The 12,369-nt window shown below is 66.5% G+C and carries 13 protein-coding genes; 5 read left to right on the top strand and 8 right to left on the bottom strand.

Annotation, left to right across the window (positions count from 1 at the left end; translation table 11 throughout):
* Positions 1 to 133 precede the first annotated feature (133 nt).
* Positions 134 to 820, bottom strand: a complete 687-nt coding sequence (gene gpmA, locus G6P88_RS13110; RefSeq protein WP_165323561.1) for a 2,3-diphosphoglycerate-dependent phosphoglycerate mutase — start codon at positions 818 to 820, stop codon at positions 134 to 136.
* A 170-nt stretch (positions 821 to 990) separates the two neighbouring features.
* On the opposite strand from gpmA, the gene G6P88_RS13105 reads away from it, so the two are divergent.
* The 3 genes from G6P88_RS13105 (at position 991) to G6P88_RS13095 (ending at position 4,895) form a co-directional block, all read left to right on the top strand.
* Positions 991 to 1,704 (top strand): dienelactone hydrolase family protein, encoded by a 714-nt coding sequence (locus tag G6P88_RS13105; protein ID WP_165323560.1) that lies wholly within the window; start codon positions 991 to 993, stop codon positions 1,702 to 1,704.
* 64 nt (positions 1,705 to 1,768) lie between these two features.
* A complete protein-coding gene (ppc, locus tag G6P88_RS13100; protein ID WP_165323559.1) occupies positions 1,769 to 4,450 on the top strand; it encodes a phosphoenolpyruvate carboxylase in 2,682 nt (893 codons plus the stop codon).
* Positions 4,451 to 4,454: 4 nt separating this feature from the next.
* A complete protein-coding gene (locus tag G6P88_RS13095) occupies positions 4,455 to 4,895 on the top strand; it encodes a hypothetical protein (RefSeq protein ID WP_206335764.1) in 441 nt (146 codons plus the stop codon).
* Here the strand turns inward: G6P88_RS13095 and G6P88_RS13090 are convergent, their stop codons facing one another.
* On the bottom strand, positions 4,896 to 5,678 hold the full coding sequence (locus G6P88_RS13090; RefSeq protein ID WP_165323557.1) for a methyltransferase: 783 nt from the start codon (positions 5,676 to 5,678) through the stop codon (positions 4,896 to 4,898).
* A gap of 126 nt (positions 5,679 to 5,804) precedes the next feature.
* Between G6P88_RS13090 and G6P88_RS13085 the strand changes: the two genes are divergently transcribed.
* Positions 5,805 to 5,975 (top strand): (2Fe-2S)-binding protein, encoded by a 171-nt coding sequence (locus tag G6P88_RS13085; protein ID WP_165323556.1) that lies wholly within the window; start codon positions 5,805 to 5,807, stop codon positions 5,973 to 5,975.
* A gap of 201 nt (positions 5,976 to 6,176) precedes the next feature.
* Positions 6,177 to 6,656, top strand: coding sequence for a bacterioferritin (gene bfr, locus G6P88_RS13080; RefSeq protein WP_165323555.1), 480 nt, complete (start codon positions 6,177 to 6,179; stop codon positions 6,654 to 6,656).
* A 40-nt stretch (positions 6,657 to 6,696) separates the two neighbouring features.
* On the opposite strand, the gene G6P88_RS13075 is transcribed toward bfr, so the two are convergent.
* The 6 genes from G6P88_RS13075 to panB form a co-directional block, all read right to left on the bottom strand.
* Entirely contained in the window at positions 6,697 to 7,140 is a 444-nt protein-coding gene (locus G6P88_RS13075; protein WP_165323554.1) for an Hpt domain-containing protein, read from the bottom strand.
* Positions 7,141 to 7,268: 128 nt separating this feature from the next.
* Positions 7,269 to 7,484, bottom strand: coding sequence for a sulfurtransferase TusA family protein (locus tag G6P88_RS13070; RefSeq protein ID WP_165323553.1), 216 nt, complete (start codon positions 7,482 to 7,484; stop codon positions 7,269 to 7,271).
* On the bottom strand, positions 7,481 to 8,860 hold the full coding sequence (gene der, locus G6P88_RS13065) for a ribosome biogenesis GTPase Der (RefSeq protein ID WP_165323552.1): 1,380 nt from the start codon (positions 8,858 to 8,860) through the stop codon (positions 7,481 to 7,483). The genes G6P88_RS13070 and der overlap by 4 nt, the downstream gene beginning before the upstream one ends.
* A gap of 85 nt (positions 8,861 to 8,945) precedes the next feature.
* The gene (locus tag G6P88_RS13060; RefSeq protein WP_165323551.1) at positions 8,946 to 10,280 is read right to left on the bottom strand and encodes an outer membrane protein assembly factor BamB family protein; all 1,335 of its coding nucleotides are present in this window, start codon (positions 10,278 to 10,280) and stop codon (positions 8,946 to 8,948) included.
* A gap of 5 nt (positions 10,281 to 10,285) precedes the next feature.
* Entirely contained in the window at positions 10,286 to 11,005 is a 720-nt protein-coding gene (locus G6P88_RS13055) for a tetratricopeptide repeat protein (RefSeq protein WP_165323550.1), read from the bottom strand.
* A gap of 97 nt (positions 11,006 to 11,102) precedes the next feature.
* Positions 11,103 to 11,960: a 3-methyl-2-oxobutanoate hydroxymethyltransferase gene (gene panB, locus G6P88_RS13050; RefSeq protein ID WP_425594453.1), complete on the bottom strand. Its 858-nt coding sequence runs from the start codon at positions 11,958 to 11,960 to the stop codon at positions 11,103 to 11,105.
* Positions 11,961 to 12,369 lie beyond the last annotated feature (409 nt).

The raw sequence follows: 12,369 nt of genomic DNA, 5'->3' as shown, positions 1-12,369 counted from the left end.
TCCCAATCTTCCTCCCCGGGTCGGGGAGGGGGACCGCCGCAGGCGGTGGAGGGGAATGCGCAACGGTGGATCGCCCCTCCACCACCCTTATGGGTGGTCCCCCTCCCCTGCAAAGGCAGGGGAGGATTTATACTCAGCGCTCGGACAGATAATAGCGGTCGCGTGCGTTCAGCGCGTCGTCGAGTTCATAGACGATCGGCTGCCCGGTCGGGATCTCCAGTTCGGTGATCTCGTCGTCGGGAATGTGCGACAGATGCTTGACCAGTGCGCGCAGCGAATTGCCATGCGCCGAGATCACCACGCGCTTGCCAGCCTTCAGGTCGGGGGCGATGCGCTGCTCCCAATAGGGCAGAACGCGGGCGATCGTGTCCTTCAGGCTCTCGGTGTTCGGGATGGCGATGCCGGCATAGCGGCGGTCCTTCGACAGATCGAACTCGCCGCCGGCCTCCAGCACGGGCGGCGGAATGTCGAAGCTGCGGCGCCAGATCTTGACCTGGTCGTCACCATGCTTGGCGGCGGTCTCCGCCTTGTTGAGGCCGGTCAGGCCGCCATAATGACGCTCGTTGAGGCGCCAGTCCTTCTCGACCGGCAGCCACAGCCGCCCCATCGCCTCAAGGGCGAGGTTCAGCGTCTTGATCGCGCGGGTCTGGAAGCTGGTGTAGCACTGGTCGAAGTCGAGCCCCTTGGCCGCCATCAGTTCGCCGGCTGCCTTCGCCTCGGCGATGCCCTGCTCGGTCAGGTTGACGTCCCACCAGCCGGTGAAGCGGTTTTCGAGATTCCAGGCGGACTGACCATGGCGGATAAGGACGAGCGTCGGCATCACTTCCCCTTCTTGGCGGCGAGAGCAGGATGCGAAGGACTGCCCGGACGCCGCAGCATCGACCGTTAGAGACGGAACGGGCCTCTTAGTGGCCCACCGCCCGCCTGTCACCCTTGCAAATCGGTGCTTCATCGCGCGAATAAGCGGCAATCCATGACATCGGAGCACATATGGCCATCGCGAACAGGACGATCCGTTACGAGCATCAGGGGGTAACGTTCGAGGCCTATGCCGCCTGGGACGATGGCAGCGATGCCGCCCGGCCGATCGTGATCGTCGCCGGTACCTTCATGGGACGCACCGGCTTCGAGGAAGCCAAGGCCCGGTCGCTCGCCGAACTAGGCTTTGTCGGCGTGGCGATCGACCTCTATGGCCTCGGCAACTGGCCGTCCAATTTCGACGAGGCCCTTGCCCGCATGGGAGAGATGGACGCGGATCGTGGGCTGCTCAGGGGTCGCCTCCTCGCCTCGCTCCGCATGGCCTGCGAGGCGGAACTGCCCGGCGACGCTGCCCGCGTCGCGGCGATCGGCTTCTGCTTCGGCGGAAAGTGCGTTCTCGACCTTGCCCGCTGCGGCGCCGACGTCGCCGGCGTCGTCAGCTTCCACGGCGTCTATGATCCGCCGCCCTTTCCCAATGGCGACGTGAAGGCAAAGCTGCTGGTGCTGCATGGCTGGGACGATCCGCTCGACCCGCCGGAAACGGTCCTCGCCCTGTCGAAGGAACTGACCGAGGCCGGCGCCGACTGGCAGCTGCACAGCTATGGCCACACCGTCCACGCCTTCACCAATCCGGGGCGGGAAGAGATGTACAGCCCACGCGCGGACCGCCGCAGCTGGCAGGCCATGCGCAACTTCCTCGATGAGATTTTTGCAGCCGGCGGATAAAGGCGGCGGCAGCGCGGACCGGAGCGGTATTGACGGCGCTTTTATTGCGGCGCAGCATAAACCCATGTCCAGCGCACCGCCCATCACCCAGAATCCGGATATCCGCTTCCTCGGACGCCTGCTCGGCGACGTCATCAAGGCCTATGGCGGAGAGACGCTGTTCCGCCGGATCGAATATATCCGGTCGGCTTCGGTCGATCGCGCGCGCGGGATCGTGGGCTCGCACGAGATCGATACCGGCCTCGATGCGCTGACGCTCGACGACACGCTCGCCTTCGTGCGGGGCTTCATGCTCTTCTCGATGCTCGCGAATCTCGCCGAGGATCGTCAGGGGGTCGCATCCGAACCGGGCGCCGACGTCGCCTCTGCGCTCGACCGGCTCGAACAGGAGGGTATCTCCCGCTCGAAGGTCGTCGAAATGCTCGAACAGGCGCTGATCGCGCCGGTGCTCACCGCTCACCCGACCGAGGTGCGACGGAAAAGCATGATCGATCATCGCAACAAGATCGCCGAGCTGATGACGCTCAAGGACATCGGGCGTACCGAGACGGCCGATGGCGACCTGATCGACCAGGCCATCTACCGCCAGATCGCGCTGCTCTGGCAAACCCGTCCGCTCCGCCGCGAGCGGCTCTACGTCGCCGACGAGGTGGAGACGGCTCTCGCCTATCTGCGCGACATCTTCCTGCCGACGCTGCCCGCCCTCTATTCGCGCTGGCAGCGCGCGCTCGGGCATCGCCCCGCCAGCTTCCTGCGTCCGGGCAGCTGGATCGGCGGCGACCGTGACGGCAACCCCTTCGTCACGGCGGACTCTCTGCGTTTCGCCCTATCGCGCGCGGCCGAGACCGTGCTTGGCTATTATCTGCGCGAACTTCACCTGCTGGGCGCCGAGCTGTCGATCTCGACCGAGCTGGCCGAGGTGACCTGGGAGGTCGAGAAACTCGCCGAGGCGTCGGGCGACAAGAGCTCGGCCCGCAGCGACGAACCCTATCGGCGCGCGATTACCGGCATCTATTCTCGTCTGTCGAAGACCTACCAGATGCTGACCGGCCGCCTGCCGGGGCGCCTGCCCGCGACCGATGCGGAAAAGGGCCCCTATCTCACCCCCGCCGAGCTGCGCGCCGATCTGGTCGAGATCGCCCATGCGTTGAACCGTACCGGGGCGGGCTCGCTGTCGGGCAGCGGCGCACTGGGACGTCTGATCCGGGCTGTCGAGACATTCGGCTTTCACCTGGCGACCCTCGACATGCGCCAGAATGCCGACGTCCACGAACGCGTCGTGGCGGACCTGCTGAAGGTCGCCGGGGTGGAAGCGGACTATCTCTCGCTCGACGAAGAGGCGCGTGTCGCGCTGCTCCGCACCGAACTGGCGTCGAAGCGTCTGCTGCGGACGCCATTCGGCGATTATGCCGAGGAGACGCTGTCGGAGCTCGCGATCGCCGAGGCAGCGGCCGAGGCGCATCGGCTCTACGGCCGCGAGGCGATCACCACCTATCTGATCTCGAAGGCCGAGAGCGTGTCGGACATGCTCGAGGTCAACATCCTGCTCAAGGAGGCGGGCCTCTACGTGCCGGGGGACCCGCCGACAGCCGCGATCATGGCGGTCCCCCTGTTCGAGACCATCGGCGATCTCCAGCGCGCGCCTGACGTGATGACCCGCTGGTTCGGTCTGCCTGAGGTCGCCGCGATCACCGCCGCGCGCGGCCATCAGGAGGTGATGGTCGGCTATTCGGATTCGAACAAGGACGGCGGCTACCTGACCTCGGTGTGGAGCCTGCACGAGGCATCGAGCGCGCTGAAACCCGTCTTCGCCAAAGCCGGCAGCGCGATCCAGCTGTTCCACGGTCGCGGTGGCGCGGTCGGGCGCGGTGGCGGGTCGAGCTTCGCCGCGATCCTCGCCCAGCCGCACGGGACAGTGCAGGGCCGCATCCGCATCACCGAGCAGGGCGAGGTGATCGCTGCCAAATATGGCACCCGGGAGAGCGCCTCGGCCAATCTGGAGGCGATGGCTTCGGCGACGCTGCTCGCTTCGCTGGAGAAGGAGGCGCTCGCGCCGAAGGACGCCAAGCGCTTCTTCGCAGCAATGGACGAGATTTCCGGCAACGCCTTCAAGGCCTATCGCGGCCTCGTCTATGAAACGGAGGGCTTTCGCCAGTTCTTCCGGCAGATGACCCCCATCGCCGAGATCGCCGACCTCAAGATCGGCTCCCGCCCCGCCAGCCGAACGAAGAGCGACCGGATCGAGGACCTGCGCGCGATTCCCTGGGTGTTCAGCTGGGCGCAGGCCCGCGTGATGCTGCCCGGCTGGTTCGGCGTCGGGCACGGGCTGAAGGGGCACAAGGATATCGGCCTCTTGCGCGAGATGCTGGAGGCCTGGCCCTTCTTCCAGTCGACGCTCGCCAATCTCGAGATGGTCCTCGCCAAGTCGGACATGGACATCGCCGAACATTATGTCGCGCTGGTCGAAGACCAGGCGATGGGCAAGTCGATCTTCGGCCAGATCCGCGATGGCTGGCAGATGACACAGGACGCCCTTCTGTCGATCACCCGCCAGACCCGGCTGTTGCAGAAAAATCCGTCGCTCGACCAGTCGATCCGCCTGCGCCTGCCCTATATCGAGCCGCTGAACCTTCTGCAGATCGAGTTGCTCAAGCGCCACCGGTCGGGCGAGGACGACCCACGCGTCCGCGAGGGCATCCAGCTGTCGATCAATGCGATCGCGACCGCCCTGCGCAACAGCGGCTGAGGCCATGGCATTTCTGGTGTCACGGCGCGTCCGGCACGGTCGGCGCCTGCCGTTGCTTGTCGGCCTGATGTTGGCGTCATCGCTCTCGGGCGAGGTCCCGCTCGATGTCGGGCAGACCGCAACCATCCGGTCGAGCCCCCAGCGCGAACTGGTCTATCCGGTCGCGCCACCCCTCACCCAGGCCCCCGCCAATCGCGGCGCCCTGCTCGCCGTCGATATCGATGAGCCGGGCCGATATCGGCTTTCCCTCGATGCCGATGCCTGGATCGATGTCCTGCTCGACGGACGGGCGCTCCCGGTGGCGGCGCATGACGCGCCCCGAGCCGGCAGCAACGAGCGCAAGGCGTTGCTCTTCGACCTCGCACCCGGCCCGCACGGGATCGCCCTGTCGGGGCTGTCGGTCCCGGCCGTCGATGTCCGGATCGAGCGCGTGACCACGCCTTAGTCAGGCCCGGGGTACGGACAGCAGGCAGAAGGCGATGGCATAGGTGATGCTGCGCGGGCCGGCGTCGAAACGGATCATCGCCTCGCGCAGCAATGCCGGGGGCAGCGGCCGGTAGCCGGCGGCCGGGGTGCCGGCGCCGATCGCCTTGAGGTCGCGCAGGAAGGATCGCGCATCCTGCTGCGGATCGACGAAATCGACCCGGTCGATCGCTGCGACGCAATCGCCGGGCACCATCGCCTCAAGCTGCGCGACTGTCGGATAGGCCGGCGTCGCCGGCGGCCGGCCCAGCGCGCCCAGAACCGACGTCCATTCGCGAAAGCTGCCATCGGCCATGGTCGCGAAGGCGAGCAGCCCGCCCGGGGCGAGCATGGCACTGAGCCGCCCTATGGCGGCCGGCAGGTCCTCGAACCATTGAAAGGCCATGCTCGACACGATCAGGTCGAAAGGGCCCAGTGCGGGATCGAGCCGTTCGCCGTCGAGCGGCAACCAGCGCGCCGTTCCGATGCGCGGCCCGAGGCTGGTCCTGGCGCGCTCGACCATCTGCGGCGACAGGTCGCTGATCGTCCACTCGGCGCTGGTGAGATGCGGCAGCAGGGCTTCGGTCAGGAAGCCCGTGCCGCAGCCGAGCTCCAGGACCCGCAGCCGCGCTGGCCGCGTGGCGCCCCCGATGCGGTCCGCCAATGTGGCGGCGATCCGGCGCTGCACGCGTGCGGCGCACGCATAAGCGGGCGCGCGTCCGAACGCGGTAGCGACCCTCTCGCTGCGGTCCATCCTGTCGGTCATAGGGCGCGCCTATCCGCTCGCCGCGACGGGGGGAAGCGGGAAGATACGGCGAGCCGTGCAGGCGTCGTATAAAAACTATTGATAGTCAGTCGCAATAGCCGTAAATCTCGATTCGAGAGGTGCCGAATGCTCGTTTGTATCTGCAACGCGATTCGTGAATCCGATGTTCGGGACGCTGCCCGCAAGGGCGCGAGCTGTCCGCGCAGTGCCTATCAGACGCTGGGTCGCCGCCCGCGCTGCGGCCAGTGCCTCCCCTTCGCCAGAAGCATCATCGAAGAAGAGTCGGTCGGCGCCTGACCCGCTCGCAGCGACGCTTTCCATGAGGCCGCCCCCGGGCGGCCTTTTTCTTGTCTGCGAATGACTTTCGCTTTCGGTGCGAATGAATGTCAGGTGCAAGTCTTTGAATAGGTTTACGTATTTGTCTAAGTAATCGACCAGAACCCTTTCCAACGCAGCGCGTTTCGTCTATCGGACAACGTCACTGCATTGGAGGACTTTATGAAGGGTGACGCAAAGGTCATCGAATTTCTCAACGAGACGCTCAAGAACGAGCTGACCGCGATCAACCAATATTTCCTGCATTATCGAATGCTCGAACATTGGGGCGTCGCCCGGCTCGCCAAGTGCGAATATGAGGAATCGATCGACGAGATGAAGCATGCCGACCGGCTTGCGGAGCGCATCCTGTTCCTCGACGGCCTGCCGAACTTCCAGATGCTCGGCCGGCTCCGCATCGGCGAGACGGTGGAGGAGGTCCTCAAAGCCGACCTCGCCCTGGAGAACGACGCGATCCCGCAGCTGAAGGAAGCGATCGTCTATTGCGAACAGGTTCGCGACTTCGGCACGCGCGATCTGTTGCAGTCGATCCTCGATTCGGAAGAAGAGCATGTCGACATGCTCGAAAAGCAGTTCGAGATGATCGAGCGGATGGGCATCCAGAACTATATCCAGCTTCAGTCGAAGCCCGCGCACGACTGACGCGCTGTCGGCCGGCCCGTTCGCGGGCCGGCCCCATAGCTCAGGCTTGCTTGCGGCCAAATCCCGCGGCGACGGCGGGACGGCGGAAAGGCCCAGTGGCCACCACCGGCGCGGCCGAACGGCTGATCTCCCGCTCGAAATGGGCGAGCGTCTCGATCAGCAGCGGCCGCAACTGCAGTATTTCATCGTCCAACTTTTCCGGCGGAGCCTGCATTTCGACGCTGTTTCGAGCGCTCTGCTCGATACGCTCGGCCAGCGCCCCCAGCGCCTCCCCGCCGAACTGAAGCGAATCGCCCTTGAGCGTATGGGCCGGACGCACCATCGCGACAGCGTCGCGGATCCGGTATGCCTGCTCCACGGCCACCACATATTTGGCGGCATCCTCGCGATAATAGCCGAGGATTCTCGGAAAATCGCTGCCGATCAGATCGCGGGTCTCACCGAACGTCGTCCAGTTCACCACACGCATGCCGCTATGAGCCATGTCTCGTCCCTGTTCGCACCCTGCCAGGTTCGACTCACCCTAGGTGTGGGGCGTAAACGAGCGGTTACTCTAAGACTATCGTATTACACCGTATTTCCGCTGCGTCGGCGGAGGACGAAAAGCGTCGCTCAGCCCGCCGGGACCGATATGTGCCAGCCATGATCTTCCTCGGCGGGCTGCACGGTCCATCCGCGCGCAGCCGCAAGCGCGGCGATCTCCCCGGGCGCGATCGGATCGTCGGCAAGAATCAGCACCTCGGACGCGCCATCGCGCACCGCCTTGGCCAGGCGGACGACGGGCCACGGACACCGCATGCCGCGCGCGTCGATGCGCGTCGCAGTCACGTATCGAAGGGATTGCGCGGTGCGCGGACGGTGAGCCGCACCGGCACGGCGCCAAAACCGAGTTCGCGTCTTATGCCGTTGACGAGATAGCGGCGATAGCTCTCCGGAAGCTGGTCGACCCGCGTCCCGAACAGGATGAAACTCGGCGGCCGCGTGCGCGCCTGCGTGAGATAGCGAAGCTTGATCCGCTTGCCGCCCGGTGCAGGCGGCGGGTTGGCCTCGATCGCCTTTTCGAACCAGCGGTTGAGCCGGCCGGTTGAGACGCGCATCGACCAGGCCTCGCGCGTTTCATGCGCCACCTGCAGCAGCTGATCGACGCCGCGGCCCGTCGCGCCCGACACCGTGAGCAGCGGCAGGCCCTTGACCTGCGCCAGCCCCTCGTCGAGCGCCGCGCGCACCCCCTGGAACAGCGACGGCGGGTCGACCGCGACGTCCCATTTGCTGAGCGCGATGATCAGCGCCCGGCCCTCCTGCAACACCTTGTCGGCAATGCGCAGATCCTGCGCCTCGAGCCCAAGGGTCGCGTCGAGGAGAAGGACCACGACCTCGGCGAAGTCGACCGCGCGCAGGCCATCGGCCACCGACAGCTTCTCGAGCTTGTCCTGCACCTTGGCACGCTTGCGCATGCCGGCGGTGTCGATCAGGCGGATCTTGCGGACCTCGCCGTCGGGCGCATGCCAGTCCCAGTCGATCGCGATCGAATCGCGCGTGATGCCCGCCTCGGGGCCGGTGATCATCCGCTGCTCGCCGAGGATCTGGTTGATCAGCGTCGACTTGCCGGCATTGGGGCGCCCGACGATCGCGAGCTTCAGCGGCCCGCGTGCCTCCTCGTCTTCGGACTCCTCCTCCTCGACGCCGAATTCGTCATTGTCCTCACGCTCGACATGCGGGCGCAACGCATCGAACAGGTCGACGATACCCTCGCCATGCTCGGCCGACAGCGGCACCGGCTCACCCAGGCCGAGGCCGAAGGCTTCATAGATGCCATGTTCGGCGGCCTTGCCCTCGGCCTTGTTGGCGATGACGATCACCGGCGTGTCGGAAACGCGCAGCCAGTTGGCGATCTGCTCGTCGAGCGGGGTCAGGCCGGCGCGGGCGTCGATCATGAACAGCGCGACATCGGCTTCGTCGACCGCCGCCTGGGTCTGTGCCCGCATCCGGCCCGGCAGCGTCTCGGGATCGTCGGTTTCGAAGCCGGCGGTGTCGACGATCTTGAATTCCATGCCGAGCAGCGACGCGTCGCCCTCGCGACGGTCGCGCGTCACGCCCGGGCGATCATCGACCAGGGCGAGCTTCTTGCCGACAAGACGATTGAACAGCGTCGACTTGCCGACGTTCGGGCGGCCGACGATGGCAACGGTGGGGATATGTTTCATGGAGGCCCCTTACAGGGACCGGAGCCTTTTGTTTAGCCCGAGTCTTCGTGCCCCGGCGCCAAGCCGGCGGGAGGCACGCCCGGGATCAGCGATAGGCGACGAGCCGGCCCTTGTCGGTGAGGACGAGAAGCATGTTGTCGGCCACCACGGGTGCTGCATAGATGGTGTCGCCGAGCTTGATCGTCCGGCCCACCGCGCCGTCGGCCACGCCAACCTCGACCAGCTGGCCGAGCGTGTTGGTGAGAAGCAGACGACCACCTGCGAGCACCGGCCCCGACCAGCTGACCGACTGCTTCTTTTTCTTCTCGTTCTTCCAGCGCGGCAGCTGGGTCTGCCAACGGACGCGGCCACCGGTGCGGGTGATGCACAGCAGGCGCGCATCGTCGGTCACGAGGAAGATCCACTCGCCCGCGACGACCGGCGTCTCAAGACCGCCGACATTGACCTCCCACAGCCGCTGGCCGGTAAGGATGTCCATCGCGATCATGCGGCCGCCGGCGCCGATCGCATAAGCGCGGCCCTGGTCGATCACAGGCGAGGCGTCGATATCGACCAGGCTCGCGACCGAGGTGTTAATGCTCGTGCGCGACAGCGAATCCTGCCACACGACACGGCCATTCTCATAGCGATAGGCGGTCAGCTCGCCCGACGAGAAGCCGGCGATGACGGTGCCCTGACCGATCGCGGGCGCACCCGCGCCGAACACGCCGGCATTCTCCAGGCTGCCGCTGGCCGACCACAGCGTCTCGCCATTGGCTTCCTTCAGCGCATAGAGCTGGTTGTCCTGGCTCATCACATAGACGGAGTCGTTGCCGATCGACGGCGCGCCGCGCAGCGGCCCGCCCAGGTGGACCTTCCACAGCTGGCTGCCGGTCCCCGCGTCGAAAGCCCCGGTGTCGCCGACGCCGTTGGTCGCATAGACCTTGCCGTTGCTGTAGCTGACGCCGCCGCCGAACAGCGACGCCTTGTTGCCGTTCTTGTCCGACAGGACCGCTTCCCACACCGCAGCCCCCGTCTTCAGGTCGAAGGCATGGATGCGTGCGTCCACGTCGATCACATAGACGCGGCCGCCGCCGACCACCGGACCCGCCGCAAGGCGCGCCTTGCTCGTCGAACCGGCGATCTTGCGGCTCCAGGCCACCGAGAGCTGCTGGCCCAGCGAAACATGGCCGATCGCCTTGGCGGCGTTGCCGCCCGGCTGCGGCCATTCGGGGTTGAGCTGCTCGCCCGGCACGGTGACCGGCACCACGCCCAGCGTCGGATCGGCCTCGATGTCGGTGTCCGAGCTCAGGACCGCGATGCGCTGGCCCACGACCGGGGTCTTGGGCTTCTTGCGCTCGCCGCCCCCGAAGATGCCGCAACCGCCGAGGGTCGTCATGATCGCCAGCCCCGCGGCGGCGGCGAAAAGCTTCCGGTTCATTCCGATCAATCCTTGTCAGCGGGGGCGGTCGCCGTCGCCCGTGCGGCGGCCTCGTCGACGTTCACGCCCAGGCTGGTGGCGAGGCGTGCGGCGCGGACGCGCAGCGTGTCGGGTGCTTCCTTGTCGCGCGCCACGGCGGCGAGCAGACGCCCTGCCTCCGCGGTGCGGTTGAGCTGGAGCATGGCGATGGCGGTCATCTCGCCCGCCGTCGCGAAAAAGGGGTGCCCCTCGATCGTCAGGGGCTTGAGCCGGTCGATGATCTGCTGCGGCGGCAGCGTGTCATATTCGAGGAGTGTCTGCCGGATCAGCGCGATGTCGCGATAAGGCTGGGCGGCATCCTCGTCGGCGGCGATGCCGGCAAAGATCGCGGCGGCGCCCTTGGTATCGCCCTTGTCGACCGCCAGCGCGGCCTTGGTCATCAGGCCCGACACGCGGTAGCCCGAGCCTCCCCCGGCGATCAGCTCGTCGGCCTTCTTGGCGGCATCGGTCTTGCGCGCGGCCTGCACGTCGGCGATCAGCGCGCCCATCGTCTCGCCCTGCTTTTCGGCGGCCTTCTGCTGCTCGCCGCGCCAGAAGAGGAACGCCGCCAGCCCGGCGAGAAACAGCGCGACCGCGATCAGCGCCAGCTTGCCATAATGTTTCCAGACCTTGAGGAGCTGCTCCTGGCGAAGCTCTTCGTCGACTTCACGGACGAATGCGTCCTCGGTGGGCGGCAATGAGGCCAAGAACAATCTCCACAACAGGCGGTGCCGGCCCTCTTAGCGGGCGACAGGGCCCCGTGCCAGAGCCAATAGATATGCGCGATGAACGGGTGCCGGGGCCTCAGGCCTTGGGCTGATAGGTCTGCTCGGCGGTCGGAAAGCGCCGCGCGCGCACATCCTCGGCATATTCGGCGACGGCCGCGTCGATCTGCGTCGCGAGCTGCGCATATTTCTTCACGAAGCGCGGCACGCGATCGAACATGCCCAGCATGTCGTCGATCACCAGTACCTGGCCGTCGCAGTCGGCCGATCCGCCGATGCCGATCGTGGGAATGTCGATCGCACGCGTCATCTCGACCGCCAGCGGTTCTACCACCCCCTCGACGACCAGCGCGAAGGCCCCCGCCTCGGACACCGCCTTCGCGTCGCCGATCAGCTTGGCATATTCTTCCTGGCTGCGCCCGCGGGCGCCATAACCGCCGAGCGCGTTGACCGCCTGCGGGGTGAGCCCGACATGGCCGATCACAGGAATACCGCGCGCCGAGAGGAAGGCGATCGTCTCGGCCATCGCCTCGCCGCCTTCGAGCTTGATCGCCGCCGCGCCCGTTTCCTTGAGGACCCGCGAGGCCGAGCGGAACGCCTGTTCGGGGCTTTCCTCATAGGAGCCGAACGGCATGTCGACGACGACCAGGCTGTGGTAGCTGCCGCGCACGACCGCCGCGCCATGCGCGATCATCATGTCGAGGCTGACCGGCAGGCTCGACGGCAGGCCGTAGAGCACCTGGCCCAGGCTGTCGCCGACCAGCAGCATGTCGCAATGCGGATCGAGGATCTGTGCCATGCGGATCGTGTAGGCGGTCAGCATCACCAGCGGCTGCTTGCCCTTGGCGGCGCGGATCGCGGGCACGGTGAGCCGCTTCATCGGCGCCGGCGTCGGGTTCGCGCGGCTGGTGGCGGTGTCGATCTGGAAGGTGGACATTATATTTCTGCCTCAAGCGCCGGCGGCCACATCCGTGGCCTTGGCTATCCTCGCATAAGCTCGGGCGCGCGGTCGCGCTTGCGGTGCCCTGCGGGCTCCGACGTTAAGCCCGGCGTCGGAACATGTACATGATTGGCAAAGCCGGGCCCTCAATTGCCGGCGGCCACATCCGTGGCCTTGGCTATCTTCGCATAAGTTCGGGCGGCCTTTGGCCTTGCGGAGCCCTTGCAGGCTCCGATGTTAGGCCCGGCGTCCGAACATGTACATGTTCCGCGAGACCGGGCCTCAAGCGTCGGCGGCCACATCCGTGGCCTTGGCTATCCTCGCATAAGCTCGGGCGCGCGGTCGCGCTTGCGGTGCCCTGCGGGCTCCGACGTTAAGCCCGGCGTCGGACCATGCACATGGTCCG

Origin of the sequence: Rhizorhabdus phycosphaerae (assembly GCF_011044255.1) — a bacterium.
GTDB classification, from domain to species: Bacteria; Pseudomonadota; Alphaproteobacteria; order Sphingomonadales; family Sphingomonadaceae; genus Rhizorhabdus; species Rhizorhabdus phycosphaerae.
The sequence above is the reverse complement of the archived record's forward strand: the minus strand, read 5'-3'. Positions and strand labels throughout refer to the sequence as shown.